This is a genomic window from Bradyrhizobium sp. 61 (assembly GCF_023073075.1).
Taxonomy (GTDB): Bacteria; Pseudomonadota; Alphaproteobacteria; order Rhizobiales; family Xanthobacteraceae; genus Bradyrhizobium; species Bradyrhizobium barranii.
Genome location: NZ_JADPIU010000011.1, coordinates 42,186 through 65,283 on the forward strand (window position 1 = coordinate 42,186; position 23,098 = coordinate 65,283).

Consider the following 23,098-nt stretch of genomic DNA (forward strand, 5'->3'; position numbering starts at 1 on the left):
CTCTATCCCCGTTTAATCACCTGCGCGATCTCCCAGACATGACCTGAAGGGTCGGCAAAGGACGCGGTACGCCGTCCCCAGGGGCGATCGATCGGCCCGTTGACCAGATCGACGCCAATCTCCTGAAGGGCCGAACACACTTGGTCGACGTCAGCGACCCTAATCGTCAGGAGCGCGCGCGCCCCTGCCGAGGACTGGGCGACGCGCAACGGTTCAACGAGCGGCGGCGCCTGAGACACCTCGAGAAGATTGATCAGGAGGCCACCAAATCGAAGCACGGAGGAGACCGCATCCTCCCAGACCTTCTCAGATGCAAAAACCTTGGCGTAAAACGCCTTCGACGACACGATGTCATCGACGAACAATGTGATGACTTCAACTTCGCTCGGCAGACCCTTGACCACGTCGCCCTGCTCCTCACCGCTGCGGCAGCCTGCACAAGCGCGACAAGCCGCCTGCCCCGAATATCTCACGATGGCCGGGCGCGACGCAACGCAACGAGTCGGGCCATCGGCCCGGCTCAGAAGGCCAGGTTCTAATTGAACAGGTCCGGCTCCGCCTCGGTGATCCAGTCCCAGAGCGGCTGGAAGCTGAAATAGCCGCCCTTGTGCGTACCGACCTGCCGCGAGGTCAGGCTGGCGATCTCATGGGGGATCGGCTTTGGCGTTCCGGCGGCTTCGGCGAGCAACTGAGCGCGCGCGGCATTGTCCATCGCGATGTACCACCAGGCGGCCGCCTCGATCGTCGGTCCGACCGTGAGCAGGCCGTGGTTCTGCAAGATGGCGGCCTTCTTGGATCCCAGCGCTTGCGCGATCTTGCGGCCCTCTTCCGCCTCCAGCACGACGCCGGAAAACGGATCGAACAACACGTGGTCCTCGTAGAAGGCGCAGGAATCCTGCGTCAGCGGATCGAGCAGACGGCCGAGCGCCGACCAGGCCTTGCCATAGGTCGAATGGGTGTGGGCGGCCGCGATCACCTCCGGATGGGCGGCGTGGATCGCAGAGTGAATCACGAAGCCGGCCTGGTTGATCGGCTTGTCGCCGATCAGGATGTTGCCGTCGTGGTCGACCAGTTGAAGGTCGGAGACCTTGATCTGGCTGAAATGCTTTGACAGCGGGTTGATCCAGAACCGCTCGGGAAATTCCGGGTCGCGCACGGTGACGTGGCCTGCGAGGCCCTGATCGAAGCCGTAACGCGAGAACAGGCGGAAGGTTGCGGCAAGCCTCTGCTTGCGATGCAACCGCTCCTCCTCGAACGTCGCCGCCGGCGTGCGCTCGACCAGCGAATACTTCTTCGGCTTCTCGATGACCTTGTTCATTGGTTGCGGTTCCTTTTCTAGTACTCGAGGTTCCTATCGAACACGTCGGCCAGCGCCACGCCATGCGCATAGGCGTCGAGGTTGACCAGCGTCTTGTCCGCCAGCCGCTTAGCATCCTCGCCACCCTTCCATGACACATGCGGGGTCAGGACGACCTTGGGATGACTATAGATCGGATCGCCTTCCGGCGGCGGCTCGGGGTCGGTGACATCGAGCGTGGCGCCGGCAATTTTTCCCTCGTCGAGCGCCTGCAACAGGGCGCCCTGGTCGACGATCCGTCCGCGCGCGACATTGATCAGGTGCAGCGATGTCTTGGCGCGCGCCAGCACGTCGGCGTTGATCAGACGCGCCGTCTTGCTCGTCGCTGGCAGAGCGAGGACGAGATGATCAGAAACCTCGACCAGTTCCTCGATGCTATCGGCCGGCCGGATGCCCGGAAGGACATAGGGCCACGCCGAGCGCCTGAGAACCCTGATGTTGACGCCGAACGGCTTGGCCCGCTCGGCAACGGCACGGCCGATGGCACCGAAACCCGCGATACCGATCGTCTTGCCGCTAAGCGAGCCCAGCGGGGTGATCTTCCATTCTGCACGGCTACGCGGACGGATATCGTGGATGCGCTTCTCGAAGCCGAGGATTGCCGCAAGGACATATTCCGCGATTGGATCGGCCGAGATGCCACGACCGACGGTAACCACGGGCCCGTCGAGCAGCCACGCCGGAAAGAAATCGATGCCGGTCGATGCGGTCTGGATCCAGCGGAGGCCAAACGGCCAGCCCGCCGGCTTCTCCCTGGGCGCGCCGTGCCAGCCCGCCAGCGGCCGCGTCAGCAGCACGTCGGCCTCGGGGGCGATCTCCCATGGCGCGCGATCGGCGGGATGATCGATGATCAGCGGTCGCGACCAGTGATCGGCCAGCGCAGCACGAATGTCCGGGCCAAGGTGATTGACGATGATCGGTGATCGCACGCTGGTGGATGCGCGCCGGCTTTCAATTCGGGGGGTATTCATGTCGCGACGTTCACAATAGCTTTGATGCGGACATGCTAGGCGCTCGCGACAAGATAGTCTTTTCAAAGATCATCGGCATCAGGCAACAACAGGATGACGCTTCCGACCGTGACATAAGGATTCGTCTCTGCACACGATCTGTCGGCAGCGCTTCGGCGCGCACGGCTTGACATCATCGCGAGCGATCCGATCTTGAGCGGAGATCAAGGAGTTCGCTCATGAAAATCCTCAACATCCTGACCCGTCGCTGCCTGCCGCTGGAACAACTCGACCCGGCCGTCACCTTCTACGAAACGCTGATCGGCCAGAAAGCGCGTCTCCGCTTCGATTATCCGGAGTACGATCTGAGACTGGCGCAGGTCGCGTCGATCCTGCTCATCGCCGGGACCGAACAGAGCCTGAGGCGGTTCACCGCGACTCACATGACGTTCATGGTGGAGGACATCGAGGCGTTTGCCGCGCATCTGCCGACGGTCGGCGCGACGATCCTGGAGGCACCGAAGCCGGTGCCGACAGGCCGCAACATGCTGGTGCGTCATCCGGACCAGACGCTGGTCGAATATGTCGAGCACGACGACAAGCATCCGGCGGACGTGCTGTCGTCGGCCTCTCGCTGATCGGACCGCTTCTATTCCTTTCCGCGAAGGCCCTCCGGCCGCACTGCCCGCGATTGGGCCGCGGCCTCGCCGGCGCGGCGGAACACGGTCTCCATCAGCCATTGCTCGTTGGGAAAGTGCTCCGCCCATTCATCCCAGCCGGAGTGCTTCCGATATTGGCCGAGGCTACCGGACGCCAGCACGTCCTCCTCGCTCACGGAGACGCGGCGGTCGCAATCGGACGCGACGTAGATCGCGTCTGCACGGCAATAAAGCTCACACATGAAGCAAGTCTGGCAATCTTCGACGCGCGCGAGAACCGGCAGGCCATCGGGACCGGGATCGAGCACGTTGACCGGGCAGACCTCGATACATGCCCCACAATCGGTGCAGCGCTCCGCGACGATGAGTTCGATCATGACGCCGCCTCGAGTTGACCTAGTTGTACGCCCGCAGATGGACGATCCGGCGCAACCCATACCCGATCCAGTCCACCGCTGAGCAGGCGCCCGGCCAATCGCGCATCCTGCGCTGGATAATCCTCACGACGGTGAAGTCCCCTGCTCTCATTACGAACTGCCGCCGTGGCGACGGACCAGCGCGCCGTGGCCAGCAGCGCCGCTGTCTCCCGCAGGGCGAGCGAGCCCGCCTGTCCGTGACTGGCCACCTCACTCCACAAATCATCGAGCGCCTGCGAAGAGGCCGCAAGTCCTGCCCCGGTGCGGAACAAGTTCTTCTCGAACGGATGCATCTCGGCGCGCACGCCGGCCCTGGCTGCGGCCACGTCAATATCCTTTGACCGGCCATATGGACGCAGCCCGGCCTGCCCAAGCGGCGTGAGCTCCGTGGAGCGACTTTTCATGTTGCGCGCCACGCGCGCAGCCGCAGCTCCCGCGAACACGCCGGACGACAATGCCCACGCCGAATTGACGTTGCCGCCGCCGGAAATCGCACCCGCGACCTTTTCGCGCGATGCGTTGTCGCCGGCGACGAACAGTCCCGGTACCGATGTCGCGCAATCCGCGTCGTGAACGCGCACGCCGCCGATCCCGCGGATGGTGCCGTCATTGTGCAGCGTGACTTCGAACCGATCCCGGTAGGGGTCGATGCCCCAGCGGTCGAATACCAGCGGAACGTTGGGCGAGATGGTATGCAGCCTTGCCTTGATGTCGTCGGGCAGCCGGTGCAGCGAGCAGTAGACCGGTCCGCATTGCAGCGCCCGGGCGAGATGCGCGGTCTGCTCGGGACCGAACGGCAGGTCGAGCTCCCGACCGTCAGTGTCAGAATAAATCGCGAAGGAATAAGCCATGCTTCGCGTCATCGTCGAATGCGCCGGCGCGATGGTGTAGGCAGCGGTGAATTCCATGCCGGACATCTCCGCGCCCGCCTCGGCCGCCATGAGATAGCCGTCGCCGGTGTTGGTTTGCGACCCCAGCAGGTGTGACAGGAAGCTGGTGCCGCCGGCCGCGAGCACCACCGCTTCGGCCTCGATCTGGTACGGTCTCCCACCATCCTGCCGGCGCTGGCCACGGGCACCGCCGATCGAGCCGTCGGATCGTGCCAAAAGTTCAAGGATGGGCGAATGATCGAGGATGGTGACGCCGTGACCCAGCACCTGCTGGCGCAAGGCGCGCATGTATTCAGGGCCCCGCACGGCGCGATAATTCACCCGTCCCTCGTCGTCGGCGCCGAACTTGTAGTAGCGCGCCAGCGTCGGCAGCGTGCGCCAGGTCTGGTCGAGGATGCGATACATCCACTCCGCTTCGCCGAGACCAAGGCCGCTTGCGACGCGATTGGCGACGGTTGCGTCGCGCGCCGCTGGAGGATCCGGCGGGACCCACCAATGGCCCGGCCCTGCGGCGGCCGTGACGCCACTGGTGCCGCAATAGCCCTTGTCGACCAGCACGACTTTCGCTCCGGCCTGCGCGGCGGAGGTCGCCGCCCAGGCGCCTGCCATCCCGCCGCCGACGATCAGTACGTCGGTCGTTATCGAAAGCTCTTCAAGTAAGGACGACGCCACGATCTCTGCCTCTGGCCAACAGCGGCGGCTTCGTCGGCACCGGAGAAATGCCAGGTCCACGAAGGCAACGCCCCAGCACATGTTTTGAACCGAGCGACATTCGCGTCAATGAAAGGCAAAACTCTTTTGGCCGCCCATCGCGAACGAGTCATGTCGTCAGAGTTGAGGTCAGGAAAATGGCTGCTCCGGCATAGAACAGACTTCTCTGGCGCTGACGGCGAATGAAACAGAGCTCTCCAGAATTGATCAGCGAGCAAGCTCTCAGGAACGGTCAAATCGCCGCCACGTATCCAATATTACGGATTCATTTCTGTTATATCGGCAAACCCAGTCCCCAAGCTTCACAAGCCTTCCATTTTCTTGGACGAAAGCGAATGAGACGAACATTTCCCAATTCTCTTCCAGCGCAGCGCACTTTATCTCTTTGGGCAGCGCAAATGAGTGCTTCCTACTTCCCCCCGGAGAGCGACAATGAACACCGCGATGCAGATGATGCCGATGCCGATGATGATGGGCGGCATGATGAACCCCGCCATGGCCGGCAGCATGATGCCGATGATGAACATGATGGGCATGCCGATGATGATGGCCTGCCAGATGAAGTACACCATGACCCCCACCGGCATGACCTGCGAGATGACGCCGGTGGATCCGTCCATGAAGGACATGTTCATGAAGTGCTGCGAGAGCATGACCAACATGATGCAGATGGGCATGCCCATGATGATGAGCTGCGGCGGCATGATGATGATGTGCATGCCGATGAAGGCGGCCTGATCACCCTCGTACACCGACGAGCGATGACGCGGGTCGGCCTTGTGCCGGCCCGTTTGCTTTTAGCCGACGGTCTCGGCGTAGGTCATGACGAGATAGAGGACGGCCTCGCTGGCGACGAGATTCCGGTAGACGTGCGGCACATCGGCCTCGAACAGGATGGCATCGCCCTCGGACAATGTCTGCGGTTTGTCGAGGCCGGCTGTGATCTCGACCACACCCTTGGCCACGAAGAGATTTTCGCGCGTACCCGATGCATGCGGTTCCGCCGCCTCACGATGCAGCGGAGCTATTCTCAGCTCGTAGAATTCGACCTGGCGACTGCCGTCGAACGGAAATAGCGCGCGCGAGGTGAATTGTCCCTGGCTCGACGACAGCAGCTTGGCATCGCCGCCCCGCAAGACTACCGGACCCCGCGCAACTTCCGTCTGAAGGAGGTTGGCAAAGGGTACATGGAGCGCGTTGGCAACCTTCCACAGCAGCGCGATCGTCGGGACGCTCTTTCCCGTCTCGATCTCGCCGAGCATCGCCCGGCTCACTCCGGATTGCTTGGCGAGCCGCTCAAGCGAATGGCCCTGGCTGGTTCGGAGCCGCCGCAAGTTGCGTCCGAGAACGGCCGGCAACTCCGGGTCGGCGTGGGAGGAAGAGTTGTCGTCCGGCGATGTGGCGACGTTGCCGCCGCTCATGAAGCATCCCACTGCGCGGCAGACGCCGCTGGCACCGGCACGGCAACCCATACCCAGGTCGGCCAGAACCAGAAAAGCGGCATCGCGAAGTTGCCGACGGACGAGATCGCAGCAGCGCTCCCGTGCTCTGAGCTGGCCCTCGTCTGCTGCTGACGTCGCGCCGACCGATAGGCAGCCAGATCAATGATCGGCGCCGAGTTTGTCGCTTCTGTCACCTTTTCCAATCCACGTTCGATTGCAATGTCGCGTATCCTAATTGCGTTGCCGAGGCCGGCAAGCCGCCGCCAAACAAAACAACGCACGCTCTGTAAAGTCGGGCCGCGTAGTAAAGCCTTCTCGAGTCTGCACTTCCGGCAGCGGTCGGCTCCTTCTCCCACGCACACGCGGCGACCGCCGCGACGTTGATGGATCGTTTCGGCTCCTCGGGAGTGCCCGACGGCAGCCGAGGGACAATGGAGGAAACGCCCCCGCATCGAGAAAAAATTTCTTCGTCAAAAGACCATCGGAGAACAAGCCATCTAAAAAATAGGGCGAAGCGAGCGCGATTGTTTCGAAAATAGCGCAGCGACATCAGTTCACTGGACCCACTGCCTGATTTCCTGAAGTGTGCCGGCAAAAGGCTCGTATCGGACCGGATGAACGGGAATCCAAGAGATCTCAAATGAATACATTGAAGCTTTTGCAGGCAGCGGCGCTCGCGCTGACCATCACAGCAAGCGGCGCGAATGGCGCCCGCGCAGAAACAGCTCAGCTTCGCATCGCCCAGCAATTCGGGATCGCTTATCTTCCGCTCATCGTCGCCAGCGAAAAGGGACTAATCGAGGAGGAAGCCAAGGCGCTCGGCATCGCGCCGCCGAAGATCGAATGGCTCCGGCTGTCCGGTGCAGCGGCAATGAACGAGGCGCTCATTTCGGGCGGCCTCGATTTCGCGACCGCCGGCATCACGCCGATGATCCTGACCCGGGACAAGACGCGGACCACCGCCAAGATCATCGGCATCGCCGCATTGGGTTCGATGGCCAATATCCTGACCACCAACAACCCGAACATCAAGACGCTGGCGGATTTCACCGAGAAGGACCGGATCGCGCTCCCCTCGGTCAAGGTCGGCTTCCAGCCGATCGTGCTCCAGATGGCGGCGGACAAAGCTTTTGGCAAATACGACAAGCTGGACGAACTCACCGTCAGCATGCCGCATCCGGACGCGACGGCCCAGATCCTGTCGGGCCATTCCGAGATCACGGCACATTTCACCTCGCCGCCGTTCTCGCAGCAGCAACTGGCGAGCGGCAAGGTGCACCAGGTCCTCAACAGCTACGACGTGCTCGGCGGCCCCCATACGTTCAACGTGGTTTATTCCACTACGAAGTTCGTCAACGACAATCCAAAGACGATCCAGGCCTTCGTTCGCGGTCTCGACCGGGCCAATGAATGGATCAAGGCCAATCCGAAGGACGCGGCCGCGCTCTACATTAAGGCGGAGGGCTCGAAGCTCGCGCCGGACTTCGTCGAGAGCATCATTCGCGACAAGGACGTGAACTTCACGACGGCTCCGGAAGGCGCCCAGAAATTCGCCGACTTCGAGGCGAAGGTCGGCCTGATCAAGCAGGCACCGGCGTCGTGGCGCGACCTGTTCTGGTCCGGGCTCGGAGAGAAGCCGGGAAGCTGACATGAACGTCGCTCCGCGACTGACTGGTCTCGCCGACGACACCGCGTCGCCGACATTGCTTGCGCTCGATCACGTCAGCATCAGCTATCCGACCCGCGACGGCATACTCACTGCAGTAGAGGATGTCAGCTTCACCCTATTGGCCGGCGAACGCCTGGTTCTGCTGGGCCCGTCGGGCTGCGGCAAGTCTACGCTGCTGCGTGCCGTGGGCGGCTTCCTCAAGCCAAGCGCCGGCGAGATTCGCATGAACGGCCGGCGCATCGGAGCCCCCGGCCCCAACCGCATGACCGTGTTTCAGGAATTCGACCAGCTGCTGCCATGGCGCACCGTGCTCGGCAACGTGCGCTATGCTCTGGAGCGCGGCAAATCGCTGTCGCGCCGGGAGGCAGATGGCATCGCGCGCCGCTGGCTCGAACGCGTCGGGCTGAAGAATTTCGTCGATGCCTTTCCCCACACCCTCTCCGGCGGAATGAAGCAGCGCGTCGCGATCGCCCGGGCCTTCGCACTGGAGCCGGCGCTGCTGCTAATGGATGAACCCTTCGCCGCGCTGGACGCGCTGACGCGACGACAGATGCAGGACGAACTGCTCAAGCTGTGCGAGGAGACCGGCAATACCACCTTGTTCGTGACTCATGGCATCGACGAGGCGATCCGCGTCGGAACGCGTATCCTTGCTCTGACACCGCATCCCGGGCGGCTGGCTGCCACGTTCGATGTCCCTCCCGAAAGTCGTACGCGCGGCACCGCAGCTTTCGCCGAGCTGGAACAGCGGATCCAGCAGACCGTCTTTGCCGATCCGGAAGTCGACCATGTCTGATATCGCGGCTCCAAAGCTGGTTCGCGCACCGGCACTTCAACGCGCATTTGCGGGAACGCCCTGGCGGCGTGTCGTCATCCTCGCCGGCTTTGCGCTGGCCTGGGAGCTCTATGCGCGCTGGCTGGACAACGCGCTTCTGCTGCCGACCCTGGGCGCGACGCTGTCGGCGCTCTGGTCGGCGATCCTGTCGGGCGAGTTACCCAATCGCACATTGACCTCGCTGCGGGTTCTCATCACCGGTTACGCCATCGGGATCGCCATTGCCGCGGTCCTCACCACTCTCGCCGCCTTGTCGCGCTGGGGCAACGAAGCGCTCGGCCTGCTGACGTCGATGTTCAACCCGCTTCCAGCGATCGCGCTGCTTCCGATCGCGCTATTGTGGTTCGGTGTGGGAACGCCGAGCCTCGTCTTCGTCATCGTCCATTCGGTTTTGTGGCCGGTGGCGCTGGCCTGCTACGGCGGCTTTCTCGCCGTGCCGCCAACGCTGAGAATGGCTGGCCGCAACCTCGGTCTGTCCGGCGGTCGCTTCGTGGTCGAGATATTAGTGCCGGCGGCATTTCCCCAGATCCTATCGGGCTTGCGGATCGGCTGGGCCTTCGCCTGGCGCACGCTGATCGCGGCCGAACTGGTCTTCGGTGTCAGCGCCCGCTCCGGCGGAATCGGCTGGTTCATCTACACCAACCGGGCGCAATTGGAGACGGCAAGCGTCTTTGCCGGATTGCTCACGGTGATCGTGATCGGTCTTGTCGTGGAGGGTGTGATATTCCGCACCCTCACGCGGTTGACGGTGCAGCGCTGGGGGCAGGTGCAAGCCTAACAGATTTCACTTGAGCGAGAATCCCAGCGCGCGCAACTCCTCGATCAGGCGATCCCTGCCATTCAAGGACCGGACCGAACCGAGGCGCTTCAGCACAGCCTGGACCCAGCCGATCGCCGGCAAACCTTCGCTCTTCTGAAAGCCGCGGAGCGTCGCGTCATATGCCGCGATGCCCGCCTCATCGCCGGCATCCGAATAGCGCTCGTGATGGATCACGACGTCCTGACGCAGGCGCGGCTTCACCTGCGAGGGCCTCGTCGCATCGGGATAGCCGATGCAAAGACCGAAGGCGGCGGCCACGTTCGGCGGCAACCCTAGCTCTTCGGCCACCGCGCGAGGCTTGTTGCGGATGGCTCCGATATAGACCGACCCGAGGCCAAGCGACTCGGCGGCGACAACCGCATTCTGCGCCGCCAACGCGGCGTCGATCACCGCGACGATGAACGTCTCGAGAAAGTGCAGGCCTTCGTCCGGGTGCGCAGAGCGTCCCGCCAAACGCTCCGCACGCGAAAGGTCCGCAAGCCAGACCAGGAATAGCGGCGCTTCGACGATATGCTTCTGGCCACCGGCGAGCTCTGCGAGGCGCGCCTTGCGAGCCTGATCCTCGACCACGACGACGCTCCACGTCTGGAGGTTCGACGACGAAGGAGCCGACTGCGCTGCGGCGACCAGCGTTTCCACTGTCCGCGCCGGCACCGGGTCGGGACGATAGGCCCGCACCGAGCGGTGGGCGAGCAAATTTGCCAGCACGCCGTTCCAGGCCTCGCCGATCTCAGGCAGATCATTGCCGTACCGCGCGCGCAGGGCCTGCGTCACGGCATCCACCCTGGACGGTCCGGGGACAACTTTCAGGCTGGTCTTGGCATCGCTCACGACATTCTCCTGTCAAACTGCATCACGCTTCGACATCGACCACCACGCGATTAGCAAGCTTTGCCGGATCGGTGTTGGGCTTGATGATCGTCGCACGTTTCAGGTCGCTGGTGATCTTGATGACTTCCTTGCGCAGCTCGGCACCCGAGGGATGATGACCGTGGGTATGGCTGCGCAGCATCGCCGCGAGGTCGGCGACCGCCACCTTGGGGGTATATGGCGCGAAGATTTCGGCAGCGTCGTCGGGATTCTCGGCGACGTGATGAGCCGCCTCGCGGATTGCATAAGTCAACGATTTCACGGCAGCGGGGTCCGACGCCCAGAGCGAGCTGCGCACACCCAGCGTGCAGCATGACAGATTGGCATAATCGCCACTGAGGTTCGACGCGATCTCGACGAGATCGCCATTGGCTCGCCGCTCGGTCAACCAGGCATTCGGATCGGAATCCGCAATCGCCTGAATCTCCCCGCGTTGCAGGGCGATCAACTGCAGATCGGCCGGGTATTCGCGCCATTGAATGTCGGTCTGCGGGTCCAGGCCGTTGTCCGATAGCAGAATCGCGAAGAAGTTGCGTGGCGGTCCGGAGATGCTGGACACGCCGATCGTCTTGCCCTTGAGATCCCTGATGTCCTTGAAGCTGGACTCCTTGCTCACGAACAGGCGCGTGCAGCCGCCGTGGAGGCCCGTTGTCAGCTTGACGTCGATACCCTGCTCCAGCGGCTTGAGCCAGTTGAGCAGCATGCTCGAACCGGCGTCCGCCTTGTCGGTCGCCAGCGCCTGGAGCATCTGGTCCGTATTGCCTGCCAGTTGCAGGAATTCCACGTCCAGATTGTGACGCGCGAAGAACCCCCTGTGCAGCGCGACCGGCACCGCCGCCGTACAGATACCAGTGCCGTTATAGGCAAAGCGAATGTGACGGGGCGGGCCCTTCGGCGCTTCCTCCGAGCCCGCGACCTTGCAGATCGGCGCGCCGCTCAGGGGATCGGCGACTTGGCCGAGACCAAATGCCGGGAAGGCACGCGCAGCCTGCATCAGGCCGAACGGCGCAGTCACGCCGGCGAGCCCCGCCAGCCCGAGCACCCCGCGCCGGGACCAAGCATCGCGTCGATCTGATGTCATGGAGATCTCCTGAATTTCCTTGCCGATGCCAGCGCCCGCTTGGCGCTCGTGTGACGGCAGCGATGGCGTCAGATGCTAGAGATCACCGCAGATCGGGTCAGTTTCAAAGATTTGCGCAAAGCTAGTGAGTTCATGTCGCAACACTTGGCGCAGCAGAAATAGCTGCACTGAAAAAGGAAGGAGGACAACGCCGCGACGGGAGACACTACTCTTTGCGCCAGGGAATGAGCTTCTGTTCGAGCAAGGTTGCGCCGCGATCGATGACGAATCCGACCGAGCCAACGACCAGGATTCCAAGCAGGACGAGATCCATATCGAAACGCTCGCGACCCGCGATGATGAACCCACCGATGCCGGGACCGGCCGCCATAAAATATTCGGCGCCGATCGTGGCGAGCCATGCATAGATCAGCGCGAGATGAAGGCCGGTGAGAAGCGACGGCAGCGCTGCCGGAAGGTAGACGTGGAGCACGAACTGAAGGCGATTGAAGCGGAAGACTTCGCCGACCTCGACCAGCTTCTCGGACGTCGCATGCACGCCTTCGACGAGGTTGAGAATGACTGGTATCGACGCCGCGAGCGCGATGAACACGACCTTGGCGATCTCGTCGAACCCGAACCACAGCGAGATCAGTGGAATCCAGGCCAGCAACGCGATCTGCTTCAGCCCGTTGAACCAGGTCGTGCAAATGCGATCCGCGATTCGCGACAGACTGAGAAGCAGTCCGATCATGATCCCTATGCCTGAGCCAAGCGCAAATCCCAGGAGATCGCGGCGCAAGCTGGCGCCGAGCGCCCCGACCAGTTCGCCGCTGATCAATTCATCCCGGCCGCTAATGCCAACCTGCTCGAGCGGCGGTAAAAACTGGGGGTTGGCGAGGCCGGAATGGCTCGCGATCTCCCATAGAACGAGCAGCCCGAGCGGAAGAACCAGACCGCGCCCTGCGGTCTTGAGCGCGGGGTTAAGAGACACGGTCGATCCGCCAACGTTGCAGCCGGGCTTCGACCGCTGCCAGCCCCTTGTCACTGACAAAGCCGATGACACCGATGACGATCATCGCAACTAGCACGGTGTCGAGCCAGAACATCTGACGGCCCCAGACGAGAAGGTAGCCAAGTCCTTCGGACGAGGCCAGCAGCTCGACGCTGACGAGTGCGATCCATGCATGGGTCAAGCCGTAGCGCAGGCCGGTGAAGATCGGCGGCACCGATCCTGGAAGCACGACATGGCGCAGCATCTGCAATGACGTGAAGCGGAACGTCTCGCCGACCTCGACGAACGCCTTCGGCACGTTCGCGATGCCGGCGCTCGTATTCATGACGACGGGCACGAATGCCGCCTTGCCGATCACCACGATCTTGAGCGTTTCGCCGATACCAAGCAGCAACATCGCCAGCGGGATCCAGGCCAGCGCCGGCACCTGCGCGATCGCCGTGAAGAGCGGCCGCACATACTCGTCCACGTGGCGCGACAGCCCCATGGCGGACCCGATCACCAGGCCTGCTCCCGCGCCAACCACGAAACCATAGGCGACCCGCCGCAGGCTGTAGCCGGCATGCTGGGCGAGCTCTCCGCTCACGATCATGTCCTGCAGCGTATGCAGGACGTCGCCGGGCCTCGGCAGGATCTGTTCTGCCAGCCAGCCCCGATCAGTACCGATGATCCAGATCGGGAGGGCCACCGCCGGCAACACCAGCAGCCAGCCATAAGCCGCCAGACGCCGCAACACCGCCTGCCCCGCAGGACTGGCGAAGATGCGGCGAATAGCAACCTGCCATGAGGCGCGTGGTCCAGCTGAGGTTCGCATTGCCGCGTCGGTCATGCGTCTGCTCCGCTCGGGAGCTCTTGCGCGACCGAACCGCCATCGCCATCGCCGAGCGTCCTCAAGATTTCGTTGCGGGTACGGACAAGGTCGTCACTGCTCCGGGATCTTGGCCGCGGGACCGTCACGTCGAAGATGCGTGCAACCCGGCCCGGGCGTGGCGCGAGCACGATGATGCGATCGCCGAGCAGCACGGCCTCGTCGACGTCATGGGTCACGAGGATCATGCTGATCTTCTCATGCGCCCAGATGCGCTGAAGCTCGATCTGGAGCCGCGCGCGCGTCAATGCGTCGAGCGCGCCGAAGGGCTCGTCGAGCAGCAGCAGCCGGGGACGGTTGACGAGACCACGGGCGATGGCCGCCCGTTGCGCCATGCCGCCGGAAAGCTGGTGTGGATAGGCCTCGGCGAAACCGTCGAGGCCGACCAGCGAGATGTGCGCCGCGATGGAGTCCTTCTTGGCACGCTCGCTAAGCGGCGCATTCTTGAGGCCGAGCGCGATATTCTGCGCAACCGTTGCCCAGGGAAAGAGCCGCGGCTCCTGGAAGACGATGCCGCGATCGAGGCTCGTCCCGGAAATCGCTTCGCCATCCTGACTGATGCTGCCCCGAAAATCGCGATCGAGACCGGCGACCAGCCGCAGCAGGGTCGATTTTCCGCATCCGCTCGGACCGAGCAGCACCACGAACTCGCCGGCTGCGACGTCGAGCGACACGTCCTTCAGCGCCTCGACCGTCACGCCGTTGACGACAAACGATTTCGAGACATTGCGAATGTCGAGACGCGCGCCGCTCCGATCGGTGCTCACCGATGGCGTCGTTTCCGCCTGCAATAACGCGGTCATTGCCCCGCCGTCAGCGGCTTGCCGCTCGCATCATATTCCTGCCAGTAGCCGACGAGCCCCTGCTCCTTGAGCGCCGCATTGAGAAACGACCGATCGAACCAGCCGTCGATGTCGACGTCCCGACGCAGGAGGCCGAATTCCTTGGCCTGCTTCGCCTGAACGCGATAGCTCTCGATAATCGAGGCATCGACGATCGGCGTATTGCGGTACTTCAGCTCCTGATTTGAGAAGTCGAAGCGATAGCCCGAGGCCGGAAAGCCAGTCCGCGCGGAGAACTCGAAGAAGGCTTCCCGATTGGCTTCGTCCGACGACCATCGCGCAGCCTTCACGATCGCAGAGACGATCTTCTGCGTGACGTCGGGATGCGCCTTGATGAAGGCGTCCTGCCCGATCAGCGTGGAATGGCGCTCATAGGCGGGGTTGTCGCCCTTGGTCGTGTAGATGATCTCGGCGATGTTCTTCTCGACGAGGCCTGCCAGCGGGAAATTGCCGAAGGCGGCATCGATGTCCTTGGAGGTCAGCGCCGCGTTGGTCGTGGCGGTATCCATGTTGATCACCTGCACGTCCTTCTCCTGAAGGCCGTTGCCGGCGAGCACCTTCACCGCGGCAAGGTGATTGTTGGTGCCTCGGAAGATCGAGACCTTTTTGCCACGCAAATCGGCGACCTTGCGGACCGGCGAACCCACGGGCACCGCGAGATAGATGGGCGCATGCGCACCCGAAGCCAGCAAGATTTTCGTCTTCAGGCCATTCGCACGGCCGATGATCTCCGGCAGATCGCCCTGGATCGCGAAATCGAGCTGATTATTGGCGAACGCCTCGTTGACCGCGGGTCCTGCTCCCTTGAAGAAATACCATTCGATCCTCACGTCCGGCCGGTCGCTGAGCTCCCGATCGAGATAGTGCTCGGAGTGCGCGACCCCGGCCGACGAACCGCCCGAGAATTGACGATTATCCGAGCCAACCGACGCAAAACCGATCCTGACCGTGATCGTGTCGGCTGCCCAACCTGGCGACGCCGCCGCGATCAGGAGTCCCGCTCCCGCCAGCAGGTGGCGGAGAAGCGCGCGTTTTCCGATCATGTCATTTCCTCGTGCATTTCGAATTATTCGGCGGCGACGGCCGCGGGGCGCCGCGCCGGCTGCGGGCGGCGCAAGCCGAGATGGTCGCGCAAGGTCGTTCCCTCGTACTCATCGCGGAACAGGCCGCGGCGGCGCAGCTCAGGGACGACCAGCCGGATAAAGTCGGTCAGACCGCCCGGCAGGGTCGGCGCCATGATGTTGAAGCCATCAGCGCCATAATTCTGGAAACGCTCCTCGAGCTGGTCCGCGATCTGAGTAGGCGTGCCGACGAGTTGCCAGTGTCCACGCGCCCCGGCGATCCGGAGATAGAGGTCGCGGACGGTCAATCCTTCCCGGCGTGCCAGCTCGAGCAGGAGCGCCTGCCTGCTCTTGCCGCCCTCGGTCTCCTTCAGCGCTGGAATGGGTCCGTTCGGATCGGCGTCGACGATCTCAGGCGCGCCGAGAAAGCCGGCGAGCAGATCGAGCCCCACCTGGGGCAGGATCAGCGACTGCAACTCGTCAAACTTCTCCTTCGCCTCGCTCTCGCTTTCCGCAACCACAGGAAAGATGCCGGGCAGGATTTTCAGCTCATCCGCATCGCGTCCGTATTTGGACAGCCTGCCCTTCACGTCAGAATAGAACGAGACGGCGTCTTCGAGCGTCTGCTGCGCGGTGAAGATGGCTTCCGCCGTTCGTGCCGCGAGCTCCTTGCCGGGGCCGCTTGAGCCTGCCTGCACCAGCACCGGCCGTCCCTGCGGCGACGGCGGGATGTTGAGGGGACCGCGCACCTTGAAATGACGGCCCAGATGGTTGAGGAGGTGCAGCTTCTCGGGATTAAAATAACGGCCGCTTGCGCGGTCGCGTTCAAAGGCATCGTGATCCCAGCTGTCCCACAGGCCGAGAACCACGTCGGCAAATTCTTCCGCCCGCGCGTAGCGCTCGGCGTGGGCGACGAGGCCGTCATGATTGAAGTTCAACGCGGCCGACGCTTCCGTCGACGTGACGAGATTCCAGCCGGATCGACCGCCGCTCAAACGATCGAGAGAGCCGAACTGCCGCGCCACGTTGAACGGCTCGCTGTAGCTTGTCGAGACCGTGGCAACCAGGCCAATCCGGGACGTGACAGCCGCGAGCGCCGACAGCAGCGTCAGCGGCTCGAACGGATAGACCCCGCTGTGGGCCTTGTGGCTGGACGCTTCGATGCGATCGACGCGCACGCCAACCATGTCCGCAAGGAAAATGGCATCGAACTTGGCCTCCTCCGCGATTCGGGCGAACTGCACGAAATCCGCCAGAGATTGGCTGTCGGACGCCTGCGGCGAACGCCACGCGGCGACGTGGTGACCGGTGAAAAGCAGAAAGGCGCCGAGAGACAGCTTCTCCTTGCGACGCGACATGCAGTGGTCCTCTGACTATCGATATTGCCAAGCGATCGTGGGCAGATATGACGATTGCTTTTCGCTTTGCGCAATCTCACAGATTTTCAATCTTGCAGCGTCCGACGCTACGTCTCTTCTTCAAGAGCCGCCGAACACGGAAGAATATGATTTTCGGGTCACGCCGACGGGTCGATCCAGAGATCGGCGAAGCTGCCGTTCAGTCCTTCCCCGCCAGGCGCGAAATTGCGGACCTTCTTGTTGGCGATGATCACGCCTCCGGCGGCGACAAGGTCGACAGAGGCAACCTCCTCATGGATCACCGACTGGAACCTCCACCAGATTTCGCGGCGCTTCCCGACGTCAGGCTCGATCGCCGCAGCCTCCAGCAGGCCATCGACCTCCGTGTTGTCGTAATGCGCGGCATTCGAGAACGGCAACCCGATCCGGAAGTTCTTCGACCAGTAGGCGCGCTGGATGCCGAGGCTCGGGTCAAAAGTGTTCGACAGGCTCTCAGCCGTCAGGTCGAATGCACGGTCGCGGTAGACGACGTTCAGATAGGTCGCGAGATCGTATCGTTGAATCTCGATGTCGAGACCGATCTGGCGCAGCGAATTGCGCAGAAAGTCCGAGAGAGTTGCGGGCAGGAACGGATTCTGCGTCAATCTCAGCTTGGCCCTGATGCCACCTGCGCCACGCTTGATGCCGGCCTCGTCCAGCAATTGCTCTGCCGTTTTCGGATCGAACGGCCACGCCTGGATCCTGGGATCGTAGAATTTTGGCAGCGCCGTGCTGACCGGCGACGGGGAAACGAGCGCGTAGCCAAAGAAGACGACGTTCACCAACGTCTTCAGATCAATTGCGTGAGCGATCGCCTTGCGCACGCGGCGATCCCGCAAGAGCTGCGTGTCATAATTGAAGAACAGCTGCTGCTGCGGGCCGGAATAGCCATAGGTGGCGGTGTCGACGACAAAACGCTTGTCAAGCTTGAACCGCTCGATGTCGCCATAAGGCACCGGCGTGGCTCCAATATCGACCTCTCCCGCCTCGAGAGCGGCCGCCCGCGCGGCTGGATCCAGGATGACCTTCAGCACCAAACGGTCAACATAGGGCTTGGGTGCATCCCAATAGTCGCGATTGCGAACGAACAAAAGATGGCTTCCGGGAACCCACTCGCGGAGGATGAACGGCCCGGTCCCGATCGTCTGTTCCAGGCGTGGCTGTTCGTCCGGCTTCAGCGCCGTATAGATGTGCTTCGGCACGATCGGAGATTCGGCACCGGCCAACGCTGTAACGAGAAATGGCGCCGGCTTTGACAGCACAATGACGGCGGTCAGCGGGTCGGGCGTTTCGACCGTCTCGACATTTGCGAACGTAATCCGGCCGCGGGGATGGGCGATCTTCAGGCGCTCGATCGAGAATGCGACGTCTGCCGAGGTGAACTCCTTGCCGTCGGACCATTTCACGCCGGGCCTGAGCTGGAACGTGTAGCGCTTACCGTCCTCACTGATGGTCCACGATGTCGCGAGCACCGGCCGCGGATTCAGGTCGTAGTCGTAGGCCAGCAGGCCCTCGTTGATCTTGGTGCCGATCGTCTGCCCGGTTCCAGACGATGTGTTGATCGCAATGATCGCCGACGGATCGGGATAATAGACCCAATTCAACGTGCCGCCTGAGACAGGGCGCGCCTCTCCGGCAACGGTCTTCGCAGACGGGAGCAGCACGATGGCGCTTGAGGCAAGCATGCCGCGATTGAACGTTCGACGATCGATCCCCATCACGTCACCCAGCCTCGTCAAATTCATCACAACTCGGCATTTGCCCGATGACTCGGCGCAATTCCCGACCGCTGCAATGTTAGGCATGGTTCGCAGAGAATTTGCTTTTGTAGTTTGAAGCGACAACGCGCGTTCGCTTGCACGGGCAGCCATGCGTACAGCAGCAAAATTTTCATTATCCAATCTGGCGCGTCGCGGGATTGATTGTCCGATCCTTCAGTGAACTATTGGCGCGAGGACATTCTCCAGTGACATGCAATCCGCAATGAACGAACCGACGCGTCGACAGATTACCAAGGCCCTCCTGCTTACATCCGGCGCCATCGCCGGTGGCCTTGCGCCGCGACCTATCCGTGCGGCCGAGGAGATCAAGCGCGGCGGCACATTGAATATCGTCATTCAGCCCGAGCCCCCGATTCTGGTCAGCCTCACGCACACAGCCGGGCCGACCACACGCGTCAGTCCGAAAGTCACGGAAGGACTGCTGACTTTCGATCTCGACTTCAATCCGCGGCCTCAGTTGGCGACCGCCTGGCAGATCAGGGAAGACGGACTACGCTATCGGTTCGAGTTGCGGCGTGGCGTGAAGTGGCATGACGGACGAGACTTCACCTCGGCCGACGTCGCCTATTCCATCGAGCTTCTCAAGCAGCATCATCCGCGCGGACGCGGCACTCTTTCTTCGGTGCGGGAGGTTCTCACACCAGATCCGCATATTGCGGAAATCGTGCTGGACAAGCCGGCCCCATACCTGCTCGCAGCGCTTACGGCCTCAGAGTCACCCATCGTTCCGCGGCATATCTACGAAGGCTCGGATCCGCTCGCCAATCCGAATGGTCGCGCCCCCATCGGCACCGGTCCCTTCGTCTTCAAGGAATGGAAGCAGGGCAGCCACATCCTGCTGGAGCGCAATCCGAACTATTGGGACCCCGGCAAGCCGTATCTCGATCGCGTGGTCATCCGCTTCATCGCCGACGCCAACGCCCGCGCCGTCGCGCTCGAAACCGGAGAAGTTCACTTTGCGCCCGACACCCCCGTGCCGCTCGGACAAATCGAGACGCTCAAGGCCAATCCCAACCTCGTGATCGAGACGCGCGGCTACGACTACCAGCCAATCGTCTACCGGCTCGAGTTCAACCTGGCCAATCCCTATTTCGCGAGGCCCGAGGTCCGTCGTGCCGTCGCGCACGCCATCGATCGCGAGGCGATCAACCGCGTGGTCTTCTACGGCTGGAGCCAGAATGCGCCTGCCGCGATCAGTCCCGCGCTGAAGCAGTTCTACAATCCGGACATTCCCCGGCACGATTTCGATCCGAAGAAGGCCGAAGCGATCCTCGACGCGGCCGGGCTGCCGCGCGGCCCGGACGGCACGCGCTTCAAAGTGTTCCACGACTACATGCCCTATAGCGAGACTTATCAGCAGCTTGGGGCTTACGCGCGCCAGGCGCTCGCCAACATCGGTATCGGCGTCACCCTGCGCGCGCAGGACGTGCCGACCTGGTTCAAGCGCACCTACACCAATCGCGACTTCGACTTCATGAGCAACGGCATGAGCCATTCCTTCGATCCAACCGTCGGAGTTCAGCGGCTCTATTGGTCGAAGAACTTCAAGCCCGGCGTTCCCTTCTCAAACGGCTCGGGTTACAGCAATCCGGAGGTCGATCGGCTGCTTGAGGCCGCGGCCGTCGAGAGCGATCCCGCCAAGCGGCGCGAGCTGTTCCGTGCCTTCCAGGTCATCATCGCCACCGACCTGCCCGACATCAACCTGGTGACGGGCGCCAACCTGACCATCGCCAGCCGCAAGCTGCGGAACCACACCGCGACCATCGACGGCCCCTCGGCCAACTTCGCCGACGTCTGGCTGGAAGCCTGATCAACATGCAAGGCATCGCCGAATGAGCTTCGATCTCGATACATCCAATCCGCATTTCGCCAAGGCCGTCGACCTGCGCGAGATCTTTACCAGGGACGCCGCGGAGCGCGACCGTGCCGGCGGAAAGCCGCTTGAGCAGCTGACTCAGCTCAAGGCCAGCGGGCTGCTCAATCTCCTGATTTCGCAAGAGTTCGGCGGCTCCGGCGAGCGCTGGTCCACGGCCCTCAAGATCGTCCGCGAATTCGCCAAGGTGGATGGCGCGCTCGGTCATCTCTATGGCTACCATTTCGGCTCGCAGCATGCGGCCCATCTGCGCGGTACCACGGAACAGGCCGCGGATATCTTCCGGCGGTCGGCGGCAGGCAACTGGTTCTGGGGCAACACCGCCAATAGTTTCTCGAAGAGCCTGTTCGGCCGCAAGGACAGCGAAGGATTTGTCCTCGACGGCTATCGTCCCTTCACCTCTGGCTCGCATATCGCGGACTATCTCCAGGTTGCCTGGGAAGACCACGAAACCAACGCGCGCAGCTTTGCCGTCATTCCGGCCAGCCGCGATGGCGTCCGGGCCGAAAACGACTGGGATGGGTTTGGGCAGCGGCAGACCGGCAGCGGCCGCGTGACATACACGAACGTGCGCGTCCATCGCAACGAGGTGCTGGAGCACAAGCCCGACGGCGGCCGTCCCTATCAGACCATCACGCCGTTCCTGCAACAATCCACGCTGCTCAATGTCTTCATCGGGAGTGCGCAGGGCGCGCTGATCACTGCCCGCGACTATACGCGGGACAAGTCCCGGCCGTGGATTCATTCGGGCGTCGAACTGCATACCGACGACCCCTGGATCAAACGCGTCTATGGGGAACTCTATACGCGCGTGAAGGCGGCCACGCTGCTCGCCGACGACGCGGCGGCGACACTCGACCGGGTATGGTCGCGCGGCCGAGACCTGACGGCACGGGAACGCGGCGAGGCGTCCGTGGTGATCGCCGGTGCCAACGCGCACGCCGGCGAGGTCGCGCTGGACGTCACTAGCCGCATTTTCGAGGTGATGGGAGCGCGCTCGGCGACGATCGCCAACGGCTATGACCGCTTCTGGCGCAACGTGCGTATCCACACGCTGCACAACCCGGCGGAATACAAGACGCGCAACGTCGGAAGCTGGTTTCTCACCGGCGCCCATCCCGATCCCTCCGCCTTCCAGTAACGACCATCCTTGCGAGACCCCGCCGTGCCCAAGCTCATCCAGGTCAATGGCTTTGCCATCTTCAGCCCAGTCCATCTCTCACCTGGGCTGTGGCGCCATCCGGACGACCGTTCGCTCGATTTCTCCACGCTCGACTACTGGACCGACGTGGCAAAAATCTTCGAGGCCGGCAAATTCGACTCCATCTTCATCGCGGACGGGATCGGGATCCACGACGTTTATGCCGGCACAGCAGACGCGGCGCTGAGCACCGGGGCGCAGATCCCGAAGCTCGATCCCATGCTGCTGGTCTCGGCGATGGCCCATGTCACCACGCATCTCGGATTGGGCGTCACGGCCCCCGTTTCATACGAGCCCCCCTTTACTCTGGCGCGCCGCTTCTCGACGCTGGATCATCTGACCAAGGGGCGCGTCGCCTGGAATATCGTCACAGGTTATTCCAACGCGGCATCACGCGCCGTCGGCCGCGACAGCATCATGGCCCATGACCCGCGATATGATCTTGCCGACGAATTCCTCGATGCCGTCTATGCACTCTGGGAAGGCAGCTGGGACGATGAAGCCGTTATCGTCGATCCGATCCGGGGCGTCATCGCGGACCCCTCGCATATCCGAAAAGTCCATCACCACGGCACCCATTTCAAGATCGATGCGATCCATCTGGTCCATCCCTCGCCCCAGCGGACGCCCTTCCTGTTCCAGGCTGGCGCCTCCAACCGCGGCAAGGATTTTGCGGCCCGACACGCAGAAGCAGTGTTTCTGGGCGAGCATTCGAAAGGCCCGACCGCAACGAATGTCGCGGAAACACGGGCCCGCGCACGCGCGTTTGGCCGCGATGGCCGCGACATCCGCTTCTACGCACTCATGACGGTCATCGTCGGCGAGACCCGTGCCGAGGCCGAGGCCAAGTACCGCGACTACCAGCGCTATATCGACCCCAAGGGCTCGCTCGCCCTGCTGTCCGGCTGGACCGGGATCGACCTGTCCGGCTACAGCCTGGACGATCCGTTCCCGACGGTGAAGAAGGACAATTCGGTCACATCGATGATCGACTCGTTCTCGCGGACGGAGCGCCCCTGGACGATCCGCGAGATCATAGAACACAACGGCATCGGTGGCCGCGGACCCGTGATTGTCGGATCGCCCACCGAGGTCGCCGATCAGCTTCAGGCTTGGGTCGCCGAAACCGACATCGATGGCTTCAATCTCAGCTACGCCGTGACACCCGGTGGTTACCAGGATTTCGCCGAGCTCGTCGTGCCGGAACTGCAACGGCGTGGCGTCTACAAGACCGAATATGCGACGGGCACCCTGCGCGAGAAGATTTTTGGCCCCGGTCAGGCGCGTCTGCCGTCGTCGCATCCGGCAGCGCGTTTTCGTCATCACGCTGCCGCCGAAGCGCAGCGCGAAACCACGTCCGCTTGAGCGTCATGCGCCCGCT

Annotated in this window: 22 protein-coding genes; 8 read left to right on the plus strand and 14 right to left on the minus strand. The window is 62.8% G+C overall.

The genetic code is table 11. The annotated features are described in order from the left end of the window. Positions 1–2 precede the first annotated feature (2 nt). From IVB46_RS05125 to IVB46_RS05135, 3 genes are all read right to left on the minus strand, one after another. A complete protein-coding gene (locus IVB46_RS05125; RefSeq protein ID WP_247302772.1) occupies positions 3–404 on the minus strand; it encodes a VOC family protein in 402 nt (133 codons plus the stop codon). Between the two features lie 131 nt (positions 405–535). Continuing rightward, positions 536–1,318, minus strand: a complete 783-nt coding sequence (locus IVB46_RS05130) for a class II aldolase/adducin family protein (protein WP_247302774.1) — start codon at positions 1,316–1,318, stop codon at positions 536–538. A 17-nt stretch (positions 1,319–1,335) separates the two neighbouring features. Further along, complete coding sequence (locus IVB46_RS05135) at positions 1,336–2,328, minus strand: NAD(P)-dependent oxidoreductase (RefSeq protein ID WP_247342207.1); 993 nt, start codon at positions 2,326–2,328, stop codon at positions 1,336–1,338. A 218-nt stretch (positions 2,329–2,546) separates the two neighbouring features. Between IVB46_RS05135 and IVB46_RS05140 the strand changes: the two genes are divergently transcribed. Continuing rightward, positions 2,547–2,945, plus strand: coding sequence for a VOC family protein (locus IVB46_RS05140; RefSeq protein WP_247302778.1), 399 nt, complete (start codon positions 2,547–2,549; stop codon positions 2,943–2,945). Positions 2,946–2,956: 11 nt separating this feature from the next. Here the strand turns inward: IVB46_RS05140 and IVB46_RS05145 are convergent, their stop codons facing one another. Together IVB46_RS05145 and IVB46_RS05150 are read right to left on the minus strand one after the other, a co-directional pair. Beyond that, positions 2,957–3,343 (minus strand): ferredoxin family protein, encoded by a 387-nt coding sequence (locus IVB46_RS05145; protein ID WP_247302780.1) that lies wholly within the window; start codon positions 3,341–3,343, stop codon positions 2,957–2,959. Continuing rightward, a complete protein-coding gene (locus tag IVB46_RS05150) occupies positions 3,340–4,944 on the minus strand; it encodes an FAD-binding protein (RefSeq protein ID WP_247302782.1) in 1,605 nt (534 codons plus the stop codon). The genes IVB46_RS05145 and IVB46_RS05150 overlap by 4 nt, the downstream gene beginning before the upstream one ends. 471 nt (positions 4,945–5,415) lie before the next feature. Between IVB46_RS05150 and IVB46_RS05155 the strand changes: the two genes are divergently transcribed. Next, the gene (locus IVB46_RS05155; RefSeq protein ID WP_247302784.1) at positions 5,416–5,721 is read left to right on the plus strand and encodes a hypothetical protein; all 306 of its coding nucleotides are present in this window, start codon (positions 5,416–5,418) and stop codon (positions 5,719–5,721) included. Between the two features lie 59 nt (positions 5,722–5,780). On the opposite strand, the gene IVB46_RS05160 is transcribed toward IVB46_RS05155, so the two are convergent. Continuing rightward, entirely contained in the window at positions 5,781–6,404 is a 624-nt protein-coding gene (locus IVB46_RS05160; protein WP_247342211.1) for an XRE family transcriptional regulator, read from the minus strand. 661 nt (positions 6,405–7,065) lie between these two features. Here IVB46_RS05160 and IVB46_RS05165 point away from each other — a divergent pair. The 3 genes from IVB46_RS05165 to IVB46_RS05175 are packed head-to-tail and all read left to right on the plus strand — an operon-like array spanning position 7,066 to position 9,707. Then, on the plus strand, positions 7,066–8,073 hold the full coding sequence (locus tag IVB46_RS05165; RefSeq protein ID WP_247302788.1) for an ABC transporter substrate-binding protein: 1,008 nt from the start codon (positions 7,066–7,068) through the stop codon (positions 8,071–8,073). Position 8,074: 1 nt separating this feature from the next. Next, entirely contained in the window at positions 8,075–8,890 is an 816-nt protein-coding gene (locus tag IVB46_RS05170) for an ABC transporter ATP-binding protein (protein ID WP_247302790.1), read from the plus strand. Beyond that, positions 8,883–9,707 carry an ABC transporter permease gene (locus IVB46_RS05175; RefSeq protein WP_247302792.1) on the plus strand — a complete coding sequence of 275 codons (825 nt, stop codon included), beginning with the start codon at positions 8,883–8,885 and terminating at the stop codon, positions 9,705–9,707. Before IVB46_RS05170 ends, IVB46_RS05175 begins: the two co-directional genes overlap by 8 nt. A 6-nt stretch (positions 9,708–9,713) precedes the next feature. Here IVB46_RS05175 and IVB46_RS05180 read toward each other — a convergent pair whose 3' ends face one another. The 8 genes from IVB46_RS05180 to IVB46_RS05215 all read right to left on the minus strand — a co-directional run bounded on the left by IVB46_RS05180 (position 9,714) and on the right by IVB46_RS05215 (position 18,580). After that, complete coding sequence (locus tag IVB46_RS05180) at positions 9,714–10,580, minus strand: NADPH-dependent oxidoreductase (RefSeq protein WP_247302794.1); 867 nt, start codon at positions 10,578–10,580, stop codon at positions 9,714–9,716. Between the two features lie 22 nt (positions 10,581–10,602). After that, entirely contained in the window at positions 10,603–11,700 is a 1,098-nt protein-coding gene (locus tag IVB46_RS05185) for an ABC transporter substrate-binding protein (RefSeq protein WP_247302796.1), read from the minus strand. A 205-nt stretch (positions 11,701–11,905) separates the two neighbouring features. Then, positions 11,906–12,673 (minus strand): ABC transporter permease, encoded by a 768-nt coding sequence (locus IVB46_RS05190; protein ID WP_247302798.1) that lies wholly within the window; start codon positions 12,671–12,673, stop codon positions 11,906–11,908. After that, complete coding sequence (locus IVB46_RS05195) at positions 12,663–13,523, minus strand: ABC transporter permease (protein WP_247302800.1); 861 nt, start codon at positions 13,521–13,523, stop codon at positions 12,663–12,665. The genes IVB46_RS05190 and IVB46_RS05195 overlap by 11 nt, the downstream gene beginning before the upstream one ends. Then, positions 13,520–14,365 carry an ABC transporter ATP-binding protein gene (locus tag IVB46_RS05200; protein WP_247342214.1) on the minus strand — a complete coding sequence of 282 codons (846 nt, stop codon included), beginning with the start codon at positions 14,363–14,365 and terminating at the stop codon, positions 13,520–13,522. Before IVB46_RS05200 ends, IVB46_RS05195 begins: the two co-directional genes overlap by 4 nt. Then, a complete protein-coding gene (locus IVB46_RS05205; protein WP_247342217.1) occupies positions 14,362–15,447 on the minus strand; it encodes an ABC transporter substrate-binding protein in 1,086 nt (361 codons plus the stop codon). The genes IVB46_RS05200 and IVB46_RS05205 overlap by 4 nt, the downstream gene beginning before the upstream one ends. A 23-nt stretch (positions 15,448–15,470) precedes the next feature. Beyond that, a complete protein-coding gene (locus tag IVB46_RS05210; RefSeq protein ID WP_247302807.1) occupies positions 15,471–16,823 on the minus strand; it encodes an LLM class flavin-dependent oxidoreductase in 1,353 nt (450 codons plus the stop codon). A 158-nt stretch (positions 16,824–16,981) separates the two neighbouring features. Continuing rightward, the gene (locus tag IVB46_RS05215; RefSeq protein WP_247303096.1) at positions 16,982–18,580 is read right to left on the minus strand and encodes an ABC transporter substrate-binding protein; all 1,599 of its coding nucleotides are present in this window, start codon (positions 18,578–18,580) and stop codon (positions 16,982–16,984) included. Positions 18,581–18,845: 265 nt separating this feature from the next. Here IVB46_RS05215 and IVB46_RS05220 point away from each other — a divergent pair, with 265 nt between their 5' ends. The 3 genes from IVB46_RS05220 to IVB46_RS05230 are packed head-to-tail and all read left to right on the plus strand — an operon-like array spanning position 18,846 to position 23,082. Continuing rightward, complete coding sequence (locus tag IVB46_RS05220; RefSeq protein WP_247302808.1) at positions 18,846–20,453, plus strand: ABC transporter substrate-binding protein; 1,608 nt, start codon at positions 18,846–18,848, stop codon at positions 20,451–20,453. 22 nt (positions 20,454–20,475) lie between these two features. Further along, the gene (locus tag IVB46_RS05225) at positions 20,476–21,657 is read left to right on the plus strand and encodes an acyl-CoA dehydrogenase family protein (RefSeq protein WP_247302810.1); all 1,182 of its coding nucleotides are present in this window, start codon (positions 20,476–20,478) and stop codon (positions 21,655–21,657) included. Between the two features lie 24 nt (positions 21,658–21,681). Continuing rightward, positions 21,682–23,082 carry an LLM class flavin-dependent oxidoreductase gene (locus IVB46_RS05230; protein WP_247302812.1) on the plus strand — a complete coding sequence of 467 codons (1,401 nt, stop codon included), beginning with the start codon at positions 21,682–21,684 and terminating at the stop codon, positions 23,080–23,082. The last annotated feature ends 16 nt before the right edge of the window (positions 23,083–23,098 follow it).